The organism is Psychrobacter sp. CX90 (assembly GCF_057396305.2).
Map to the genome: position 1 here is coordinate 2,617,951 of NZ_CM182008.1, position 22,761 is coordinate 2,640,711.

Sequence of the window (22,761 nt, forward strand, 5' to 3'; positions counted from 1 at the left end):
AGGGGTTGCTCTTTTTTATGCGCCCTATTAAAGCAAAAATTTATCACTAACGTAACAATTCAAACCCGACTTACTCATAGAGTCATTTATTGCCATAAAGGTGACTGCACAACTTCCCATATGCGTTGGCCTACTTGTTGCTCATTACCGCTGGCATCAACGCGATGCACTCGAGTTGGCTCCGCTTCATATTGCGCTTTAAAACCTTGATAAACACGCTCAAAGAAGGCAATGGCTTCTTGTTCAAACCTATCTGCTTCACTGCGCTTACCCGCTCGCTCCATTCCTAGCCTAACGGGTAAATCAAGCCATAAAGTAGTATCTGGCATACGCGGAACAAAATGGCTTATTAAGCTTTGAATTTTTTGCAGCGCACGTGCCTCTCCTTTACCACGTCCATAACCCTGATAAGCCACTGATGAGTCAGTAAAACGATCACAAATTACCCATTTTCCCGTGTCAAGAGCGGGCATAATTACCTTATGTAAGTGGTCACTACGTGCTGCAAACATCAGTAGCAACTCAGTATCAGCCTCAATATCAGTATTTGGGTTTAGTAATAGCGCGCGCAATTGCTCAGCAAATGGGCTACCGCCTGGCTCACGAGTACGAACAAAAGGTATTCCCTCATGCGTTAATCGCTGGCAGAGATAATTAATGGCCGTGCTTTTACCCACGCCTTCGGTGCCTTCAAATGTAACAAATTTGCCAGCTTGCATTAGTTAATGACCTGTGTCGTTTCTGGGTTATCCTGAAGTAATTGTGGCTCAGTCGTTGTGTCAGATTCTGACTCAGTCTTTTTATTTCGCATCACACTAAGGTACGCCTGCACTGCTTTGTTATGCTCAGCGAGTGTATTGGTAAATTTATGCCCACCCGTACCTGTTGCCACAAAATATAAGGCATCGCTTTCGGCGGGGTGCATTGCAGCCTTGATGGACGCATGAGAGGGTAGCGCAATTGGGGTGGGAGGTAACCCCTCTATTTGATAGGTATTATAGGCTGTTTTTTCATTAATATCTTGACGCCTAATATCCCCATTATAGCGCTTGCCCATGCCATAGATAATGGTCGGGTCGGTTTGTAAGCGCATCCCTTTTTTGAGACGGTTCACAAATACAGCTGACACCAGCTCACGCTCACTAGGTATACTGGTCTCTTTTTCAATAATAGACGCCATTATCAACGCCTCATAAGGCGTTTGATAAGGCAGCCCCTCTGCACGATTTTCCCACGCTTCAGCTAAGGCTTCTTGTTGATTTTGGTATAAATCTGTTAATACCTGCTTGTCTGTTACCCCTGGGTTATAATAATAAGTATCTGGCGTAAACCACCCTTCCAAATTATCTGAAAATTCTCCATTAGGGGTAAAAGCATCAATACCCAAAAGCTGCTTAAAATTAGCCTTTGGCGTACCGTCAGCTTCTAACACTTTTAACGTAATGCTGTCGTTGCTTGCCAAGGCTTTATATAGGTCAGCCGCAGTCTTGCCTTCAATGATCTGTACCGTCACTACTTCAACCTTCGGGCCTTCCTTAAACACCTCCATCAATTGCACTAAGTTGGCGTTTTCAGGGACTTCATATGTACCTGCATGCAAAGGCGTATTAACAGACCTAATGTATAGTTTGGCGAGATTCGCTGAAAACAAAGGCACATCACGCTGAAACTGAGGCAAAAACCCGTAATAACTCTGACCTTCCTCCACAATCACATCGCCCGCCGCTCGCTTTGCATGACCAAATAAAGTTTGATAGCCCATAGCCAGCACAAACGCCGCCATAAGGCCTAAGACAAGCATTATTTGGTAGCTTCGCTTTGATGTCGGGCCAGAGGACTTACTAGAGGAAGGTTTCTTATGCGTTGATTGCTCGCCACAGATAATGGATACATCGGTATGTACCGTATCATCCGTTATCGGCTTTTGGCCCTCGGATGTCGGTTTATTACCCTGTAATGCATTATCATCGGGTTTATTATGTTCTGAATTTGGGGTATTAGAGGTAGAATTACTCATGTCCACTCGCAAATAAACTTTTGCTAGAATTTAGCACTGAATAGGTACTTATTCAATGGGCATTCGTTTTACGTATTGCTTTTAACTGTCTTTTATATTCAAACTAGGGCTTGGTTATGCATTTAACGTTCAATAAACAGTTAGCCAAAGGCTATAAATCTGCAAGCCAAATTATTCGTGTCCTTAGCGAAGATTGGGTAAATAAGTGTGGTTATTGTCCAAATTGCGGAAATGACCCCTTAAGTAAATTTACCAATAATCGACCTGTGGCAGACTTTTATTGTAAAGCCTGTAATGAACAGTTTGAACTGAAAAGCAAAAAAGCCAAACTCAGCTTAATAATCAATGATGGTGCTTACGCCACCATGATTGACCGCATCAATAGTAACGAGAATCCCAACTTCTTTTTCCTAACTTATTCTAAAGATTACATTAACAACTTTCTAATTATTCCAAAGCATTTTTTTACTCCAGAAATCATTATCAAACGTCCACCCCTATTACCCACCGCAAAACGGGCAGGTTGGGTTGGCTGTAATATTGATTTACGTCAAGTGCCCGAATATGGCAAAGTTTTTTTGGTAAAGAACCAACAAGTCATTAAGCGCGCTAATGTTATTGAGCTATTTCAAAAATGCACGTTTTTACGCCAACAAACCATATCAAACCGCGGATGGACTATGGATGTGATGCAGTGCGTGGATAAGCTGCCTGAACGCTTTACGCTTAAACAAGCTTACGAATTTAGCGACCATTTAAAATTGCGTCATCCAAACAATAACAATGTTCACGCTAAAATTCGTCAACAACTTCAGGTATTACGAGATAAAGGTATTATCGAATTTCTAGGGAATGGGCACTACCGTAAACTGGACTATTTTTATTAAAGATAGAGGACTTAAGCTGAGCTAACGGTTCAATTGTGAAAATATCGGAGTTTGGTCTGATATCAGAGCTCATTAAATGGAAAGGTATCTAAACATAAGTCCAACAACTGACCCGATAACAAAACCAACTCTCGCACAGGAATAACACCCCGCACCGCATTACAAAAGAACATCGCCTTTAAATTTAGTAAATCTTCATCCCTTAAGATCCGTTCTTGAGCTGGCGCACCTGATGAGTCCATTTCATCCATAATCACTTGACGCATGACCCCGTTCACACCAGATGATACAATCGGTGGGGTGTACCATTCCCCTTCAGCCCCACCGTTGAGCTGATAAAACACATTACTCATTACCCCTTCTACCCATGAGCCGGTCATATCTCGTACTAGCCCTTCAGCAAGATCGGGATAGGCTAGTTTACGCTGCTCAAGCTCGCCAGCTATCAGCACACTATCTAAGCAGTTCAATGACTTGATACCGGCTAAAGACGGTGGCAAACAAGCCAACTGTGCGTCTAAACATGTGGCTACAATAGAGGGTTGCTGCAAAACAACTTTGCCAGAATTCACAGATAGACGATGACCTAAAGAATCAGTAGAACGGGTTAAAAAATCAGCTGTTTGAGTGGCAAGTGGCTGAGTGGACTTAACGCCTATCCAAACATGGCAGTTATTCTCAGATAGTTTTGAAGAATGCGCATAACCCCGCAAGTGTTGCTGTTGACGAGTCACAATGACTTTAATCAGGCCATGCTCAATACTATCAGCAAGCTCAGTGACGGCAAGCCAAAGACCCAGCTGACGCTCAGAGGTAAGATGTAAATAGAGGGCGTTTAGATGGTGGTTCAACCGAGCCTTGTGGTAGTCTTGCCACAATATATGAGCTTGATAAACACCCATCGTGGTAAAAAAACCATCTCCATATGCAAGTCCTCTTAAACTGGGCGACAGCAATGATGGCTGGTTTGGGGCAGGAAGGGTGCATACCACGCCAGTATCCTCTAACTGATACCACTTCATGGTCTGCAACATGTGTACTTCCTTATAAAAGACTAAACTACTGTGACGATAATCAACGTCATTCTAAACACGGACTATATGTGCTCAATTGCCCTATGACTGTTTTAGACTAGCTTTTTAAATGACTTGATTTAAATCAGTTTGTTTAAATTAATTTTTCGACTATATAGTACGGTTTGTCTAGACAACTAAACAGATTTTTTGAGGATCAGCATACAACTATAAAACTCACATTTTGCCAAAGCAACTTGCTGTGAACCCACCTCCTTATCTTTGATAATTTGGCCAGCTAGCATGTTTTCAACTACCTTTGCACCCTCTGGGCCCATCAAACCCTGAGCCGCTAAGTAGGCTTTTTTAGCGTGATTGATGCTTATTTCTTTTTCGGCATCCGAATCATCAGGGTTAGCATAATACCACCCATATTCTAAGTATTCTGTCGAATCAATAATGTCGAGATAGGGATCTTCGCCTTTCATAAAGCGATATTTGGTGGCAATATTGCTAGCGTAATCTAAACTATTCTCATCAGTTACTGCCACTTTACCAAATATACGTTTCATTTTATCAATATCATCAATACTAAAGTGCTCAACTTTACCTTTATTCCAGCTCTGAACATCATAACTAACTGGCTTGCCTTCAGGTTTACTCTCGGCATTGTCGCTACTTTTTACATCGCTGTTCGCTGTAGATGCATCGTTTTGTTTCCGACTGCTTGGCAGTGCTTGTTCAGCCAGTTCTTGTTCTTGCGCGGTAGATTCTGTTTGACTGCACCCTGTGAAAAATAAGCACGCTGCCAACCCGAGTACACTCAGACGAGCGACAGCAAAGTTTTTTAATCTAAACTGTGTTGCTATAGCAGAAATCATTCACTCACCTTTTTACATACATTTAATTGTGTCGTTGAGCTAGTTCTTGGGTCATCAACACTCATTGCTTGAGCAAGTGCTTAGTTTATATAAAACTGGGGTAACTGCATAGTGGAAAAAGTATGCAAAGCCTACTCAATATTACAGAGAGCTCTCTATAGAATGGCAACTTTGTTATAATAAAACCGCTGATATAAATGACGACTATAAACGATAGCACTGGCTCGGTAAAACTGTGCATACACTAGAGACTGTTACCGTTAAAGTAGTCTAAAATGGGCTAAGCCAACTAATTATAGATAATCGCTATTAAATATAACTGCTTTTAATTAAAGCTGATACAGTAACCGAGGTCAATAGAATAGAGTGACCGTTTCAAATTACTTTGACGGTACAACCCAAGGAATGTAAGAGAACCATGACACACTCTACACCACAAGCCGAGCAGTCTATCCCAAATTCTTTATTTAATGAACAGCGTGAAGACAAGCGTTACCTAGACCCGCAAACTGCAATTCATCACTTTATGGTTATTGGTAACCCTATTTCCCATAGCCAATCCCCTACTATCCATAAAGCATTTGCGAAACAAACTGGTGTGCATATTCGCTACGCAAAGCAATATTGCCCTGATAACTCTGAGAGCTTTATCGCAGTGGTTGAAGCTTTTTTTAATGGTGGCGGTGTGGGTGCAAATGTTACTGTACCTTTTAAACAAATGGCTTACCAATTTTGCGCTGAACGTGGCGGTCTTTCTCCTCATGCTCAGGTTGCTAGTGCGGTCAACACCTTGATGCTTAAAGATGGTAATATTTATGGTGATAATACCGATGGACAAGGTCTAGTCAATCATTTGTATCAGTTAGATTGGCTTATAAAGGGCGCTAAGGTGGCTATCATCGGTGCGGGCGGTGCATGCCGTGGCGTTGTTTTACCGTTAGTCGAGGCAGGAATAAGCCAACTTACTATTGCCAATCGTACGATAAGTAAGGCAGATAAGCTGATTAATGAGCTGGGCGATGCTCATCCTCAGATTGCTGCGATTCAACCAACTGCCTGTACCATTCATGAACTCGAAGGTAGATTTGACCTTATTATCAATGCCACATCTATCGGACTATCAGCTGATACGCTTCCCCTATCAAGAGCTCTAGAATGCAGCTATGCTTATGACATGATGTATGGTCGCGACCTACCCTTTTTAAATCACTTCCACGCATTGCAGGCGCAAACCTCTGATGGATATGGCATGTTGATGGGTCAAGCCGCACTTAGTTTCGAGCGATGGACAGGAAGGCGAGTGGATACACTATCTTTATAGAGCCTTAGCCATGACGTTAGGTTAGAGAGGGCGTTAAATTCGGCTCAGGCTTATCATAGGCATAGTCATAGTCTAACCCTAAGTTATTCTGTCTTGAATGTATTTGGTCATATTGCCATGCATTTATGGTTATGCGCGGTAATGATTTAAAGAAAAAATAGCGGCATATCTGCTTAAAATCAGACAAAGTATACCGGCAATCTAGCCATTTTTTACCCATAAAATGCAAATTACGGTAATTAACGCCACGCCCTAGCAAAAGCCTTACTTTTTTGATTGGTGTTTATTCTCACTCCTTCTTATCACTGATAAGCTTAGATTCCAATATCATTAATGGTTTTCTTAACCACGTTGAATGCATGATTAACCCACCAACTAATGCAATAGAGCATCCTAATAAGGTATCAATGAATCTGGCTTGTACGATCCCTTGATAAGACATAACGCCCACATCAGCCAGCACGTTTTGAGTATCTCGGCTATATTCAGCAATAAAAACAGTCAGCGGTGTAACCATCACAACGGCCAGCCCGTAATGACGCACAACCATAGTCTCAATCCATAAAAACATCAGGAATAAGGCTATTGCCACACCGACTGGGGGCAGTGACATCGCCAATAAAAACCACGCAATAAATACACCACAGGCAGTACCTAAAATGCGATGCAACTGCCTAATCCACATAGTACGCAGGTGCATACCTTGTAATATGATGAAGCAACTGACTGGCACCCAATACGGGTATGAAAGATTAAGCAATAACCCGACTTCTAATGAGAGCAATACAAACACGGCAACAATCACACTTTCAGTCAACAGCCCCTTTTCATAACCCCAACTTGGTGCTGCATGCTGCGACTCTGGGCGAACCACAAATACGTTATAAAGCAAGGCCGTAAACCACGCCCATGCGCTGCCTCCAGCGACTATGGCTATTTTTGAAGGAATATCTTCCCATGAGACTGGCATAAATAAAGCGATAACACTCGCCATCATTATAAACAAACACCCCGGCGGCGGTAGACGTAAATATCGTCCTAAAATAACCAAACACAACACCACCATCCCCAATATAGGCAGCCTAAGCTCCGGTAAAACTTGTGCAAACATACCCATTCCAAAGCTTAGACTCATGACCACACCTAATAGAAATAACAGGCTTTGGCGCTGCACCAAGTTCCCATTGCTTGGTTGGTTTAAGATAATCATCGCACCAAGTGACGCAAGGATGCCCGTCGGTAGCTCCCCGGTTAAAGCACCTGCGAAAATGGTCAGACTAATAGTTGCCCCTGCAACCACCACAAGGTGCCACGGCCTATCACTCGATTGAATGGTAAAAAGATGGGCGACTTCTCGACTGGCAAGTTGTTTTAAACGGCTCTTAGGCATAATAAAGGGGGTCACAATTTAGATTAGGAATACTATGAAATTATGAAATTTAGGTTGATACTTAATTCAAAAGCGTTCATACCCTGAAACCTGTTTAAAAACGCACCCTCTTTCTATTTCACTCAATGTGATGAATTTAAGCTACTTATAGAGACCTTAAGCAGATTATAAAAAAGGCATCAGGATAAAAATAAACCTATAAGTCTTTCTGCCAACCATAACACCTTAAGCCACCCCATTAGGATGGCTTAAGCGTTGGATACGGTAGATTTTTTGGGTTAGCACTATCATTATAACCTTCGACGTTATTTCTGTCAGGGCTTAAATTATGATATGAATAGCCACTTAGCGGTTTAAAATTAAACGCTTGTGAGCAATATCGGTATTTAAAACATCATGATAAAATATTATAACTAATTTCTATCAGTACGTATGTAACTCATGAATAATAGTTTTCATAATGGGAATTTTTCATAATTAGACTTATACTAATTTAGATTATATACCTCATGACGTCTTAAAATTATTATTTCAATAGCTCATTACCCTTTGCCGACTCCACCAATTTAAGAGAGATTATTATGTTAAGTTATAAAGCACCTCTGCGTGATATGAAATTTTTGCTAAACGATGTTTTTGATTATCAAACTCATTTCAAAGATTTAAGTAATGGCGAAAATGCCGACCCTGAAACGGTAGATATGATTCTTCAGGGGATGGCAGATTTTGCTGAAAATGTAGTATCCCCCCTTTATCAACCTGCTGATGAAGAAGGTTGCCACTTTAAAGATGGCGAAGTAACCACGCCAAAAGGTTTTAAAGATGCTTATGACCAATTTGTAGAAGGAGGCTGGCAAGGTATTTCGTACCCTGAACAGTACGGCGGTATGAACCTGCCGATGTCTTTAAACCTGATTAAGTCTGAAATGATTGGTACAGCAAACTGGCCTTGGGCAATGTATCCTGGTTTAACCACAGGCTGTATCAATACACTACTGCAATACGGAACGGATGAGCAAAAAGACGTTTATCTGCCAAAGTTAGTTGAAGGTACTTGGTCAGGCACCATGTGCTTAACAGAGCCACAAGCAGGTACTGATTTAGGTCAAGTTAAAAGTAAAGCTGAGCCACTAGACGACGGCACGTATAAAATTAACGGCACTAAAATTTTCATCTCAAGTGGCGAGCACGACTTAACCGATAATATCATCCACATTGTGTTGGCTCGTTTGCCAAATGCTCCTGAAGGCACACGTGGTATTTCACTGTTTATAGTCCCTAAGTTCATTCCAAACCCTGAGGGCGAAGCAGGCGATCGTAACGGCGTTACTTGCGGTTCAATCGAACATAAGATGGGCATCAGTTCATCCGCTACCTGTGTACTAAATTTTGATGATGCCACGGGCTATTTAATTGGCGAACCCAATAAAGGTCTTAAAGCGATGTTTACCTTTATGAACACGGCACGTATTGGTACGGGTATCCAAGGCCTTGCACATTGTGAGTTGGCTTTCCAAAATGCGCTACCATATGCCAAAGAGCGTCGCTCAATGCGTGCGTTATCAGGCCCGAAAGAGCCCGATAAAGTAGCGGATGCTATCATTAATCATGCAGATGTGCGCCGTATGCTATTGACGATGAAAGCCTTTGCTGAAGGCGGTCGTTCGATGATTTATCATGCTGCCCGCTATGCTGATAAAATGAGTGAAGGTATTGCAACCGGTAATGATGAAGAGTTTGAAAAATGGGATGATAAGCTTGGTTTTTATACGCCTATTTTGAAAGGCTTCTTAACTGAGCTGGGCATCGAAGCGGCAAAACATGGTCAGCAAGTATATGGTGGACATGGCTATATCAAAGAATGGGGGATGGAACTGATTGCCCGTGATGCTCGCATTGCCACCTTATATGAAGGCACGACTGGCGTACAAGCATTAGATCTGTTGGGTCGCAAAGTCATCATGCAGTCTAAAGGTAAAATTATTCGTGATTATACCTCTAGTATCATGAAGTGGTGTAGCGAGTATGCCCTTGACAAAAACATGCGCAAATTTGTATGGGCATTGACTAAACTATGTGCAGAGTGGAACACATTAACCGTACGCCTGATGCTAATGGCACGTAAAGACCCTGAGGTTATTTCTGCTGCCTCTGAAGATTACTTAATGTACTCGGGCTATGTGATGATGGCGTATCACTGGGCACGTATGGCGGCAGTTGCCTTTAAGAAATTAGAAGAAGGCGGTACAGAAGCACCGGAATTTTATACTGCAAAAGTGCAAACAGCAGAGTTTTACTTTGATAAAATCTTACCTCGCACTTCAGGTCATGCCGAAAGCATGGTGGCACCAAGTGAGTCTATGATGTCTATGGACATTGATAATTTTGCTTTTCTTGATTAATAGCAATATCAGCCTATCAACCATTATAGAGCAAGAATAACCACAAATCTTTTTCATTAAAATGCCAGTCAGTTAAATGTGACTGGCATTTTTAATGGCGTTTTATACGCTTACTTATTGTCCTAAAACAAACATACTGACCGTACGCAAAGTTAATAGACGATAGCCCAATACCTGCCAACTTGAATGACAGCACCATAATAACGACAAGTTATTAAGGGTTAGTAGCCTGCTTTAAAGCTTGTTTATTGCGCATCTTTATTGCTGCATAGAGTACTGGTGGAATGAAGGGTGCTATCGCCCAAAACCCGATTACCATATATAATACAGCACCTACAAACGCACCAATGGTAAAGCTGGCGACGATGGTAAAGCTGTGTTTTAGACTTTTAAAGTTACAGTTATTACGATCAAATAGATAGTCTGATATATCAATACCTAACTGAGTAGTATTACCGGTCATAAGTAACGTCGGATTCATTTTACCCATAACCGTTTTACCTGCTGTATTACGAATGGCAAAGGCTATTAAACCCAAGAATCCTGTAAAGGCTACCTCAATAGTACCGGCTTGAGTAAACGGTCCGAAATATAGTGCTGCTAATAAGAAGGCTGTTAAAAAGGCGACTTCAGCAAAAAGTAAGTCACTGAGTATAGGTTTGTTGGCTTTACGTTTAACAATAACCCGTTTGGTAGCTATCACTGTCAGTAAAAATACAGGCAAGGCCCCAAGTTTAACCCATAAACCAGCGCCGCCCTCAACTATCCCAGCACCCGCCATTACCAAGTTTCCTGTCACATGATTCGTGAAGAAACCAAATAGACCGATAAAACCAATAGTATCAATCGCACCGCCCACTGTTGTTAGCATGACTGGTATTTCATATCTCTGCCAGAAAGTGACATTCTCAGAGGCGGTATGCCCCTCTGCGCTTTCATTTTTATCCTGAACTTCATTTACACTCATGAGTTTACCTTATAATTTTTCATTCGATATGGCTGCGCTTGCCCAAACTTAATCTTATAACCTTTATTCATACTGCGAAAGGGTATGAGAACAAGTTCCCTTACACTAGGGCGTGTCCTCATTTTGAAAATGGAGATAAAAATAAGATAAATCGCAGTCAGACAAGGAAAATAATAGGTAAATATCGAGATATTTCCCCGTTATTTGACGTGGTATGACAAGATTTAGCTATTTTTCGCCCATTTAAATGCAATTGTACGAATGGAGGACGCGCCCTAGTTTTTAGTATAAATATAACAGTAAAAAACCCCGCTGAAAATTAATTTCACCGGGATTTTAAAAGCAAAGAACCGTGGACATACTACGTTTTCTTTACGCATTTAACTTAGGCTGTTAAACCGCCCAGCAAGAGCAACCAAATGCGCCAAAGAAATCTTTGAAATTAGAGACAGGCACTTTAGACTGCCATGCTTTTGCATGGTTATGACCATGAATGGTACATGCCGTTGAACATCCGCAAGATGCTGCCATAGCCGCTTGATTTTGCAGAGGCGCTAATGAGTTTTTACCGGCCCCTTCAGGCTCGCGCCACGCGGCATAACCACCGTATTGATTCACAGGTGACCAATCTGGCATTGCTGGAGGTATTGGCGAATCAAAGTCAGAAAACTCGCCTGCTCCATACACACTCTTACCACCAACAACGGTTAAATCTGACGTTAAGAACGGTATTTCATTTTCAGGAACTTTAAAGAAATCTTTGTTTGGTACGATAAAGTCAGCAAGATGACCTTCTTCGATACGGCCACGTTTACCCACTTCATTGGTAAACCAAGCCACCTTCTCCGTCCACATACGCAGCGCAGTTTCACGGTCAAGTAGATTGTCTTGATCATAAATTTGCATACCACCTACAGTTTGTCCACTGATTAACCATGATAATGATACCCAAGGGTTGTAAGAGGCAACCCGTGTTGCATCTGTACCAGCGGAGACGTTAACTCCACTGTCAAGCATTTGCTTAATTGGTGGGGTGTTCGAAGCAGCAGCAGTACCATATCGCTCTGCAAAATATTCGCCTTGATAAGCCATACGGTGTTGTACCGCAATACCGCCGCCAAGCTCAGCAATACGATCTATAGACTTTTGAGAAATGGTCTCAGCGTGGTCAAAGAACCAATTTAAACCTTCAAAAGGAATCTCTTTATTGACCTTTTCATAAACGTTTAATGCCCGCTCAATGGTTTCATCATAGGTTGCATGAAGACGCCACGGCCATTTGTTTTGCGCAAGAATACGAATAACTTCTTCCAAGTCCTCTTCCATATTTGCTGGCATTTCAGGACGTGGCTGACGAAAGTCTTCGAAGTCAGCAGCTGAATATACCAGCATTTCACCAGCACCATTATGGCGGAAGTAATCGTCGCCTTGCTTATAAGTCACTGAGGACGTCCATTTCAAGAAGTCTTCTTTTTCTTCATTAGGCTTTTGAGTGAATAAGTTATAAGCCATGCGCACGGTTAGTTGATCTTCATCGTGAAGCTTTTGTACGACTTCATAATCATCTGGATAGTTCTGTGACCCACCACCTGCATCAATAATACCCGTAACCCCTAAGCGGTTAAGCTCACGCATGAAGTGACGAGTAGAGTTAAGCTGATATTCAAAGGGTAATTTAGGACCTTTTGCCAAAGTAGCATAAAGGATGGTTGCATTTGGTTTGGCCAATAGAAGACCCGTTGGATTACCATTCACATCACGTTGAATTTCACCGCCCGGTGGTTCTGGAGTGTCTTTTGTATAGCCAACAGAGCGCAGAGCTGCTGCGTTTAATATAGCACGGTCATATAGGTGCAGGATAAAAACAGGGGTATCAGGAGCCACCGCATTAATTTCATCTATTGTTGGCATACGTTTTTCTACGAACTGGTTCTCAGTAAAGCCGCCAACAACACGTACCCATTGCGGAGCAGGCGTTTTATCAACTTGCGCTTTTAACATCGCCATCGCATCCGCCAAAGAGCGAATCCCATCCCAGCGCAGTTCCATATTGTAGTTTAGACCACCACGAATAACATGAGTGTGGTTATCAAATAGGCCAGGTAATACGCTACGCCCCTTGAGATTTATCGATTTAGTATTACTGCCTACCAAATCAAGCACTTCTGAGTCAGTACCGACTTTGATAAAGCGGCCATCCTTGATAGCCACAGCTGTTGCCGTAGGGTTTTTAGGATTAAGCGTGGTTATATTACCGTTAAAATAAATAATATCTGGATGTGTCATATTGTTATCCTATTGAAATGAGAGTAAGAAAATTTCAGGTAACGAATTTTTTAGGACTTTTAGACTATTTTATAGACTATATCAGTACCAGATGACACCCTATTAAAATCGTATAGGTAACCGTGTGGCAAACCAAAATTAATTTAAATGAAGCTATAGATTTAAACTTGCACAATAACCTATCTTGCACAATAACCTATATAGTAAAAGGCCTCATAACTAAATCATCTATTGATACTGCCCCCTATTTAACTACAGAAATGATCTTACTGAGTGTTATAAAGTTTACACTTAATTTTAGTAATAGTAGTTTCTACTAATAATCTAATAAGTAGGTAAATTACATAGACCGTAATTCTCATAAATAAGCCACTATTACTTACTTTTTATCTCTTAATTTTAATCTCTTACTTTTAATACTGCACCGCTGCAATATTAAAATAACACGGTGGAAAGTAGGTAGATCCAGCAGCATGACAAAAACGCTTCTACATTAAAATTTTATGGATTATTAAGTATCCGAGTTATGCTGAGAAGTTATTGTTTGATCTGCCTGCTGTACATGGGCGGAACTATTAGAAAAATGTTGCTTGATATAAGGTATAGCTTGCTCGCCAATTAACATACCCAATAAACCAACCAGAGCCCAAGTAGGGGGGGCAGGTGAACGCACATTAACTAAACTATAAATAACACCAACCAGAATCCCTACAATCAATGATGCAATATAAATTTTCATAATTTATATACTCTTTAGGGTTCAAAAAAAAAGAAAGGATTAATCAAGTAGAGGAAACCGAAACTTACTTACGACTTCTCATACTCAACTAATCCTTTTATAACCAGTTAATCAGTTTTAATGAATACTTTAGATCAAAAGTATTTAAATTAAAACATTATTTAGCTGGGTTTGGACCAATAGTTTCGCCATGTTGAGCACGTTCTGGAGCGCCATGCACCATAGTATAAGCATAATCAACACCCATACCATAAGCACCTGAATGCTCTCTAACAATATCCATCACTGCATCATAAGTATCTTTGTTAGCCCAATCACGTTGCCATTCAAGTAGAACTTGTTGCCACGTTACAGGAACAACACCTGCCTGAATCATACGATCCATTGCATATTTATGAGCATCCGCTGAAGTACCGCCAGAAGCATCAGCAACCATATAGATTTCATAATCGGTATCGTGCATGCAAGATAAAGCAAATGAAAGGTTGCAAACCTCAGTCCATAACCCTGAGACTACAACCTTTTTACGGCCATTTTTAGCGCCTTCAGCCAGTGCATCACGAACGTTTTGATCATCCCAAGAGTTCATTGAAGAACGTTCTAGTAATTTGTTTTGTGGGAAGACAGACAGAAGCTCTGGATAGGTATGTCCTGAGAAGCTTTTAGTTTCAACCGTTGTAATTGTAGTTGGGATATTGAAAACCTTAGCCGCTTTAGCAAGACCAACAACGTTGTTTTTAAGAGTTTGGCGGTCAATTGACTGAACACCGAAAGCCATTTGCGGTTGTTGATCAATAAAGATCATTTGAGAGTTTTTAGGGGTTAATAGTTCTAATTTATTATTAGACATATGACTATTCCTTTTTTTGATGTGAGTTATTTATCACTAGATTAACCAGTGATTTTTCAGCCTTTTCATATCGTTAATGAAAGTCTGAAAACACTTATTTTATTGTTAAGATAGGCTTAACTATATATTAAGTTATATTAGTTAGGCTTAACACTATTATATTTATAGTTGTGAAGAATCACAAGGTATAAACTTATTGATTACAGTTTCTGTACATTAATACACTATTGTAACTAATATAAATTGTAACACTTGCAAATCTTTAAATATTTGTCGATGAAATAATTGAAATCACATACTAGTAAACAATGAGTAATAAGAGAAAGCTTGCTACATCCCTACAAATATTAGCTTTAGGGGCTGACAGAGTCGTTATCTTTTATGACTTATACCTTGTTTACCGCTGCGGGAAACCTAAGCTATTAGCGGCTGTAAACCAGCAACTCAAACTCTATGCCTTCAAGGCTTGACTAACCATTGGCATGCTTTTTATAACCCATGCATCAACCATTAACAATTAATCCAATCAGATAGTCAAGGTATTCATAGTTTAATTTTGCATAAGTTGAACAATAAAATTCGGCATAGGGTGCACTTTAGATAAACGTTTAATCTGTGCTCTATAGACTGGTATATTTGGCCTATTTTAGCCACGACTTTCATAGGCCAAAGGTTCCTACCCTGTTCATATATGTATTAAGTAGAACATTTAGCCAGCAATTTAGGCAGTATAGACAGTGATTTTGGCATTAATGACTATCGATAATATCGTAAAATTTAGCAGACAGAACGGTGGCCAGCTGCTCTACCGGTAACTCAATTTCAAGCCCTCGACGTCCACCACTGATATATATACTTGCTAGCTCTTGAGCCGATTCATGAATAACCGTTGATAGGCGCTTCTTCTGACCTAACGGGCTAACGCCACCGAGTATATAGCCTGTGCTTCGCTCCACAACTTTAGGGTCAGCCATTTGTACCTTTTTACAGCCCAGCGCTTTCGCCATTTTCTTAAAGCTTAAGGTCTCACTAACTGACAAAATAGCCACTGCAAGCTTATTGGCATCGGTCTCTACCACCAAAGTTTTAAAGACCTGCTCAGCAGGGACACCCAATTTATCAGCGGCTTCTAGTCCATAAGACTCAGATTTTGGATCATGATGGTATTCGTGAATTTGATAGTCCAATTTTAGCTTTTTAGCTAGGTTTACGGCAGGTGTCATGAGAGCTTACCTTTCCTTTATAATCGATATAATTTAGCACTTTATAAAATATTATGATGGTTATTTAACAGTTTTTTGACAATTAACAAATTATTTATAATAAAAGCGTAGCATACTTTGCTAGTTATGCAGGTTCGTAATATTACAGCGCTATAGTTTTTAATATCACTATAGTCAAAGAAGTCTAAAATGGTTACAAGGCAACCGAGTGCAAGTACTACTGGAGTAGGCTTAACGAGGTTAACGCCGTAACCGTTTAGTAGTTCGCTGACTATATTTATAACAATCCATATAAGACAAGTGCCAACCCATATAAAATCAGGAAAAATCATGAACTACATCTTAAACCAACTTAGCGACACCCATATAGAGCTTTGCATAAAGGGTAAAATTACTCAAGAAGATATGAAAAGCTTATTAGATGAATGGATGCAGGCAACTTCGGCCATTCGTGAGGCTGACTCAGACAATGCACCAAAGAATGCAACAATGCTATATCGAATTGAAAATCTGGCTATGCCATCGTTTTCAGCAGTAATAGAAGAGATGCGCCGTATGCCTAAGCTTTGGGAAACCATGAAATATTTTGGCAAAATGGCGGTTATTAGCGATCAACAATGGATACAAAAGATTGCTGAAATTGAAGGGTGGATGTTACCCAATCTGGATGTTAAAGGATTTGACCCTTCAGATGAGTCAGCCGCTAAGGCATGGCTGAAAATATAAAGTAAAACTTAAGCTAAAAATTGATGGTTAACATTGGATAATTTAGCGATGAATTATCCAATGAATGCGGTTTAACCTCGATTTGAGAGCCATTTAAAAATTGCATGGCGATTTTAGAGGCGCAAGAGAAGTTCTCTTAAATGAGAGTTTATAAAAGGGTAATAGTAGGGACAAGCCGGATTAGCGACTGATTATTCAATCAAACCAATCGCCCAATTTAAGGCTTAACGGCTACTAATACACGAATACTATCAGGAACAAGTGATAAATTAGCCAGTGCTTGCTCGCCTTGTGCTTTAAGAGACTCTAAACGCTGAATCTCCTCATCACGAACATTAGGGTTCACTTGCTGTAGCTTTTTTAAACGACTAATTTCGCGTTCCCAAATTTGGCTAAAGCGGGCCAACGCTTGCGCACTGATATCGTCAAGCTTGCTTTGTGCAATTGTCTCAGCGTCCTGAAAGCGTGACTCAATCACGCCACTACGCACTTTGACTACTTGACGAGCCCGACTTTTATCCAAGCGCTCAATATGAGGCAGTATCATATCAGCGGTAATGCGTTCTGATAAATCGCCCCCTTGCTCACCTAAAAATACCCGTAATACTTGAGTGGGTAGGTTCGCAGTTAGGTTCAATACCTTTGGAGCAATGGTTGTGATTCTAAAGTTAACTTCAAGCAATAGCATGCCTTCAGGTACGGTATTACTCTTAAGCATTGCCACTGTGGTGTTACCAAAGGTGCCTGAGTTTGCCATGTCATATATCGCTAACATAAGCGGATGCTCATGGGTAATAAAGTCCATGTCTTCACGCACTAAGGCTTGGCTGCGTTTAAAGGTTAGAGTCATGCCATCTTCAGAAATTGGTAAGTTTTCAATGTCGGGATGTTGACTGTTTTCAGCCTCAGGGGGATGCACAATCCATGATCCATCGCGCTGCACGCTGTGATCTAAGTTAGCAGACGCTAAAAAACGATCTAGAAAGGCGGGCAGCATATTATTGGCATCAAAATCACTCATTGCATCGGCAATACGCGCTGCCACACGAGGTCGGCAAGAGTTATATTCTAGCAAACGGTCACGCCCTGCTTGTAACTCCGCTTCTAGCTGTTGGCGTAACTGACAGGCCTCTTCGATAAGCTGGTCTAGGGCTTGACGATTTTCTGGGCTATTTTCTCCCTCAAGCAAAGGCTTTAAGTCGACAATAAAACGCTCTTGCACCGTCTGAGCGGTGGGCGAGATATGATTAAAAATATTTAACGCACCGTCATACCATTTATACATTCGCTCTTGTGCGGTGCCTTCTACATAAGGAACATGCAGGGTAATTTTCTTATTCTGACCAATACGGTCAAGACGACCAATACGCTGCTCTAAGGTATCTGGGTTAGCGGGAAGATCCCACAGTACAAGATGACTGGCAAATTGGAAATTACGCCCCTCAGAACCAATCTCAGAACATAATAGAATTTGAGCTCCGGCCTCATCAGCAAAGAACGCGGCAGCTTGGTCACGCTCAAGCAAGCTCATTTGCTCTGTGAATATGGCTGTTTTAATACCCGCATGTAAGCGAAGTACCGCCTCTAAGCTCTCGGCCGTAGCCCCACTACGGGCAATCAGTAACACTTTTTGTTGCTTTAGATCTTCTTTAAGTAAGCTAATCAGCCAAGGCACACGCGGATCATCTTCAAGCCAGCCGCCATCAGGTTGGTTTTCCTCCCCCCAAAGCTGCTCACGCAATTTACCACAGGTTTGATAATTACCCACCCATGCGTCAGGGCACGGCAGTGGATGAGGGACGCTGGTACGCCCATGAAACCCTTGCACGCTATCGCGTGTATTACGGAATAGCACCCGACCCGTACCATGACGATCTAATAACTGGTTTAACGCATAGGTACGCAATCGGTCATCGTCATTAATGGTAACAAGCTCATTGTCATCTTCTATCCCAAGCAGATGGGTTAGCGCATTAATCTGACCCTCTGACAACGGTTTTTCATCCATTAATACTTCTGCCACAGCAGCGGTATCAACAAAGGCTTCTTGACCAGCAATGAAATCATCTAAGTTATCAAAGCGGTCAGCATCGAGCAGGCGCAAACGAGCAAAGTGACTTTCTACGCCCAGCTGCTCAGGGGTTGCTGTTAGTAGTAATATTCCTGGTGTTTCATGGGCAAAATCCGCAACCAATTCATATTTGTCATTACCACCTTGCTCACTATCCCAATGCAGATGATGCGCCTCATCGACAACCAATAAATCAAAGCCAGCCTCCATGGCTTGCTCGTACAAATCATGATGATCAAGCAATAAGTCTAGGCTTGCAATAATGCACTGCTCTGTCGCAAATACATTTTGTTCAGGATTGTGCTCTTTAATCGCAGCAGTACGCACGAGGTCAAACAGGGCAAAGTTTAGATTAAAGCGACGGCGCATCTCTATCATCCACTGATATTGCAAGCTATCTGGCACTAATATCAGAACACGCTGAGCTTTACCCGTAAGCAGCTGCTGATGAATAATTAGACCTGCCTCAATGGTTTTACCCAGACCCACTTCATCAGCGAGTAATACACGCGGTGCGATACGCTTTCCCACTTCATGAGCAATATAAAGCTGATGCGGAATAATATCGACGCGAGCGCCCATAAGTCCTTTAAGAGGATGCCCTGCTAACGCTGACTGCATTCGCAATATGTCTTGACGTAGCTCGTACCAATCGCCACGCTCTACTCGCCCCGCCAGCAGCCGTTCAAGCGGTTTTGCCAAGGTAATATTTGCGGCCAGACGTGTTTCCATAATACCGCGCGGATGCCCCTCAACATGGTATTTAACAACACCCATGACCTCATCAACGCCCGTAACAATATGCGAGTTGCCATCTTGATCAGTAATTTCGTCGCCCACCTTAAAGGTTACTCGGGATAACGGTGCAGAGTTTTTAGCGTAGACCCGTGTCTCTTCGCTTTGAGCAAATAAAATATGCACACAGCGGTCATCAACATCAATAACAACACCTAGGCCAAGTTCGGCCTCAGTGTCAGAAAGATAACGTTGACCTACGGCGAATTCGGGGATTAAAGCTGCTATTGTCATAAATCAGTCAGTTCTTTTAATAAATTTCAGGATGTTTTTCAGTATAATCAACAACGATACTCTGCACGTTGCGATGAATGTGTTATTCACATGTAAGCTGATAGTCAGATCCTATTATAAAGGATAATCGTGACTATCTACCTAGCTTAATGAGGACAAAGTTAGTAATTTCCATACTTTGATTTAGTAAATACGGTTAATTTGCCAGTATTGGTTGTTTTTTAGACCTATATGTTGGCATAAGCATTTGTTTCAATTGATTATTAAATTGTAAACCCTTCTCAACTAATATCAAGAAATACAAAAATGAAAACCGGTATTTTAATTTTTCAGGTTTTCAAGATTAAAGCTGCTATCTCAAGAATGCTATCAGCATAAAGCCATTGCCATCCATATTTCCATCCATAATGGTCTCAAATTAAACTTTATCCTAACCCCAGAACATGGTTGCGACTTAACGCACAATTCATACAAAAGTTATAAGCGCCTGATGCATTTACTCGCAAACCCATACGTTAAAATGAGTTATAAAATAAAATGAAGGCTCATGAGCATGAGGCGCTTAGTCTTACTTTAGTATGGCATTATAACCTCTAGTACTAACCTTTCATTATAGCCCTTATTTGTCTCAAAATAAGCCAGTGTACGACTAATAATGAATTTACTGATGAATAGCCAGCGCTAAAGGCTAATAAATAGACGTGAATCATAAGTAAACATAAATTGCAGTGATTACAAGCCATAATAAAGGAGAAAATTATGGAACCAGAATTATTAAAACCAGAATTATTAAAAGAAGAGTTATTAAAAAAAGACACTTTTAAAACTGTCCTGTTGGATGAAAAAAGATTTTCAAAAGACCTAGAACTCACGCCACCAGAGAAGGTAGGCGAGTACATCACCTATTACGAGACGCCGCAAGATAATAGCGTCATTATCGAGCGCTGTCAGGATGCAGAGATTGTCATTGTTGGAACATTAAGAATAGAGCGTGAAGTGATTGAAGCGCTGGCTAACTTAAAGCTGTTGCAAGTCACCTCTGTCGGTACCAATCAAATCGACATGGAAGCGTGCAAAGACAATGACGTCGAAGTGTACAATGCGCCAGGCTTTGCGACTCAAAGTGTGGCAGAACATGGATTTATGCTTATGCTAAACGCCATGCGCGCAGGTATCCATTATCACAATGCAGTGCTCGATGGTACGTGGCAAAAGTCGCGTCAAGTGTCTTATCTCGATGAAGAGCTGATTGATATCCATAACTTAACCATCGGCATCATCGGCGTCGGCTCAATTGGTAAACGGATGGGCGAGCTTGCCAATTCGTTTGGCATGACGGTGCTTTGGGCAGAGCACAAAGGTAAAAAGCCTCGCGATGACTCTTATACCGACTTTGACTCTGTGCTTGCCGCCTCTGACGTGCTGAGCCTACACGCCCCGCTGACAGAAGAAACCAAACACCTTATTAACGCTGAAGCCATTGCAAAAATGGATAAAAAACCCTTAATCGTCAACGTCGCCCGTGGTCAAATTGTCGACAGCACCGCGTTAGCAGAGGCCATAAAAAACAATAAAATCTTAGGCTATGCCACCGATGTGTTCGAAAAAGAGCCTGCGAAATCAGACGACCCCATCGTACAACTGGCAAAAGACAATTACCCCCGCGTTATTCTGAGTCCACACCACGGTGCCGGTAGTAAAGCGGCGCAAAGAAAGCTGTGGAATATCGTGTGTGAGCAAATAAACGAGTTTATTAAAGAACACGGGCATTGAACGTTAAGAGCTTGTATTCAGCATTAAAACCCAAGGTCAGTTGAACCTTCAACGTTATAAGTTATAAGCTATAAAAGGTTATATTATGAAAGCCGTTTTTTTGGATAGAGGTACTTTTTTGGACAGCGTAGAATTACCTGCGCCAGAAGGCGTTACCGACTATGTCACTTTTGATGACACTGAGCAAAACGACGACGTTATTATTGAGCGTTGTCAGGATGCCGATATTATCCTCACCAATAAGGTTAAGATTGGCCGTAAAGTTATCGCTGCCCTCCCCAATCTTAAGCTCATTCAACTGACCGCCACTGGCATGAATAATGTCGATAGTGACGCTTGTAAGGAGCATAATGTCGAGCTGTATAATGTTGCAGGCTATGCGGTCAAAAGTGTGCCCGAACATACTTTTATGCTGATGCTGGGGGCACTGCGGGCGATGGTTCATTATCACCAAAAGGTCGTCGATGGTACATGGGAGGCGTCAGGTAGCTTTAGCCTATTGGATATTCCGCTAATTGATTTAGAGAACAAAACGTTAGGCATTATCGGTGCCGGTACTATCGGTGAGCGGGTTACTCAGATTGCCAAATCCTTTGGTATGAAAGTTCTTTGGGCGGAGCGTCAAGGCAAAGCGCCGCGTAATGATGACTATACTGATTTTGACACGGTACTCAAAACCTCCGATATCATTAGTCTGCATTGCCCATTAACTGAGAAAACCAAACATCTGATCAATAGCGACACCTTAGCGAAAATGGATAAGCACCCGTTAATCGTGAACGTCGCTCGTGGCGGTGTGGTCGACTCGCAAGCCATGTATGATGCAGTACAAAACGAGCAGGTTATAGGCTATGCCACGGATGTATTCGAGCAAGAGCCTACCACTGAAGACGATCCGCTTCTTAAGCTTGCTAAGGAGAAACATCCTCGAGTGATATTCAGTCCGCACAATGCTTGGGGCAGCACTGCCGCTCAAGAGAAGCTGTGGGAGATATTAAGCGAGCAAGTCAGTGAGTTTATTGAGAAGCAATAAAAGTTCAAAGTTACAGACAACAATAATAGACAAAAGCAATTTAGCTTCAGCATCACAGCATTTTACAAAGGGAGAATTATGTGGGGTAACCGCAGTCACTTTTTAAAGGGTTAGCTCGGTGCTCGTCCCTCGCACAACAGCAAAGGCTTAAAT

17 protein-coding genes are annotated in these 22,761 nt (G+C 41.6%); 6 read left to right on the plus strand and 11 right to left on the minus strand.

Features of this window, described 5'->3' with window-relative positions; genetic code table 11:
• Nucleotides 1-86: 86 nt before the first annotated feature.
• Both tmk and mltG read right to left on the minus strand, forming a co-directional pair.
• Nucleotides 87-719 (minus strand): dTMP kinase, encoded by a 633-nt coding sequence (gene tmk, locus AC2SLN_RS10435; RefSeq protein ID WP_486549207.1) that lies wholly within the window; start codon nucleotides 717-719, stop codon nucleotides 87-89.
• Nucleotides 719-2,017, minus strand: a complete 1,299-nt coding sequence (gene mltG, locus AC2SLN_RS10440; protein ID WP_486549208.1) for an endolytic transglycosylase MltG — start codon at nucleotides 2,015-2,017, stop codon at nucleotides 719-721. The genes tmk and mltG overlap by 1 nt, the downstream gene beginning before the upstream one ends.
• A gap of 116 nt (nucleotides 2,018-2,133) precedes the next feature.
• On the opposite strand from mltG, the gene AC2SLN_RS10445 reads away from it, so the two are divergent.
• The gene (locus AC2SLN_RS10445; protein WP_486549209.1) at nucleotides 2,134-2,904 is read left to right on the plus strand and encodes a DpnI domain-containing protein; all 771 of its coding nucleotides are present in this window, start codon (nucleotides 2,134-2,136) and stop codon (nucleotides 2,902-2,904) included.
• Nucleotides 2,905-2,966: 62 nt separating this feature from the next.
• Here AC2SLN_RS10445 and AC2SLN_RS10450 read toward each other — a convergent pair whose 3' ends face one another.
• Together AC2SLN_RS10450 and AC2SLN_RS10455 are read right to left on the minus strand one after the other, a co-directional pair.
• Nucleotides 2,967-3,938 carry an aminotransferase class IV gene (locus AC2SLN_RS10450; protein ID WP_486549210.1) on the minus strand — a complete coding sequence of 324 codons (972 nt, stop codon included), beginning with the start codon at nucleotides 3,936-3,938 and terminating at the stop codon, nucleotides 2,967-2,969.
• A gap of 176 nt (nucleotides 3,939-4,114) precedes the next feature.
• Nucleotides 4,115-4,798 (minus strand): hypothetical protein, encoded by a 684-nt coding sequence (locus AC2SLN_RS10455; RefSeq protein WP_486549211.1) that lies wholly within the window; start codon nucleotides 4,796-4,798, stop codon nucleotides 4,115-4,117.
• Nucleotides 4,799-5,324: 526 nt separating this feature from the next.
• Here AC2SLN_RS10455 and aroE point away from each other — a divergent pair.
• Nucleotides 5,325-6,119, plus strand: coding sequence for a shikimate dehydrogenase (gene aroE / locus AC2SLN_RS10460; protein WP_486549241.1), 795 nt, complete (start codon nucleotides 5,325-5,327; stop codon nucleotides 6,117-6,119).
• 289 nt (nucleotides 6,120-6,408) lie between these two features.
• On the opposite strand, the gene AC2SLN_RS10465 is transcribed toward aroE, so the two are convergent.
• Nucleotides 6,409-7,509 carry an FUSC family protein gene (locus AC2SLN_RS10465; RefSeq protein WP_486549212.1) on the minus strand — a complete coding sequence of 367 codons (1,101 nt, stop codon included), beginning with the start codon at nucleotides 7,507-7,509 and terminating at the stop codon, nucleotides 6,409-6,411.
• Between the two features lie 581 nt (nucleotides 7,510-8,090).
• Here AC2SLN_RS10465 and AC2SLN_RS10470 point away from each other — a divergent pair.
• Complete coding sequence (locus tag AC2SLN_RS10470; protein ID WP_486549213.1) at nucleotides 8,091-9,911, plus strand: acyl-CoA dehydrogenase C-terminal domain-containing protein; 1,821 nt, start codon at nucleotides 8,091-8,093, stop codon at nucleotides 9,909-9,911.
• Nucleotides 9,912-10,125: 214 nt separating this feature from the next.
• Here the strand turns inward: AC2SLN_RS10470 and AC2SLN_RS10475 are convergent, their stop codons facing one another.
• From AC2SLN_RS10475 to ybaK, 5 genes are all read right to left on the minus strand, one after another.
• Entirely contained in the window at nucleotides 10,126-10,782 is a 657-nt protein-coding gene (locus AC2SLN_RS10475; protein WP_486549242.1) for a YoaK family protein, read from the minus strand.
• A gap of 489 nt (nucleotides 10,783-11,271) precedes the next feature.
• The gene (locus AC2SLN_RS10480) at nucleotides 11,272-13,164 is read right to left on the minus strand and encodes an amidohydrolase (protein WP_486549214.1); all 1,893 of its coding nucleotides are present in this window, start codon (nucleotides 13,162-13,164) and stop codon (nucleotides 11,272-11,274) included.
• 511 nt (nucleotides 13,165-13,675) lie between these two features.
• Entirely contained in the window at nucleotides 13,676-13,903 is a 228-nt protein-coding gene (locus tag AC2SLN_RS10485; protein WP_486530267.1) for a DUF1427 family protein, read from the minus strand.
• Between the two features lie 157 nt (nucleotides 13,904-14,060).
• Complete coding sequence (locus AC2SLN_RS10490) at nucleotides 14,061-14,753, minus strand: hydrolase (RefSeq protein WP_486549215.1); 693 nt, start codon at nucleotides 14,751-14,753, stop codon at nucleotides 14,061-14,063.
• 749 nt (nucleotides 14,754-15,502) lie between these two features.
• On the minus strand, nucleotides 15,503-15,976 hold the full coding sequence (ybaK, locus tag AC2SLN_RS10495) for a Cys-tRNA(Pro) deacylase (protein WP_486549216.1): 474 nt from the start codon (nucleotides 15,974-15,976) through the stop codon (nucleotides 15,503-15,505).
• A gap of 330 nt (nucleotides 15,977-16,306) precedes the next feature.
• Here ybaK and AC2SLN_RS10500 point away from each other — a divergent pair, with 330 nt between their 5' ends.
• Nucleotides 16,307-16,702, plus strand: a complete 396-nt coding sequence (locus AC2SLN_RS10500; protein WP_486549217.1) for a SpoIIAA family protein — start codon at nucleotides 16,307-16,309, stop codon at nucleotides 16,700-16,702.
• Nucleotides 16,703-16,919: 217 nt separating this feature from the next.
• Here the strand turns inward: AC2SLN_RS10500 and rapA are convergent, their stop codons facing one another.
• Nucleotides 16,920-19,802 (minus strand): RNA polymerase-associated protein RapA, encoded by a 2,883-nt coding sequence (rapA, locus tag AC2SLN_RS10505; RefSeq protein WP_486549218.1) that lies wholly within the window; start codon nucleotides 19,800-19,802, stop codon nucleotides 16,920-16,922.
• Nucleotides 19,803-20,561: 759 nt separating this feature from the next.
• On the opposite strand from rapA, the gene AC2SLN_RS10510 reads away from it, so the two are divergent.
• Together AC2SLN_RS10510 and AC2SLN_RS10515 are read left to right on the plus strand one after the other, a co-directional pair.
• Nucleotides 20,562-21,575: an NAD(P)-dependent oxidoreductase gene (locus tag AC2SLN_RS10510; protein ID WP_486549219.1), complete on the plus strand. Its 1,014-nt coding sequence runs from the start codon at nucleotides 20,562-20,564 to the stop codon at nucleotides 21,573-21,575.
• An 85-nt stretch (nucleotides 21,576-21,660) separates the two neighbouring features.
• The gene (locus AC2SLN_RS10515; protein WP_486549220.1) at nucleotides 21,661-22,608 is read left to right on the plus strand and encodes a D-2-hydroxyacid dehydrogenase; all 948 of its coding nucleotides are present in this window, start codon (nucleotides 21,661-21,663) and stop codon (nucleotides 22,606-22,608) included.
• The last annotated feature ends 153 nt before the right edge of the window (nucleotides 22,609-22,761 follow it).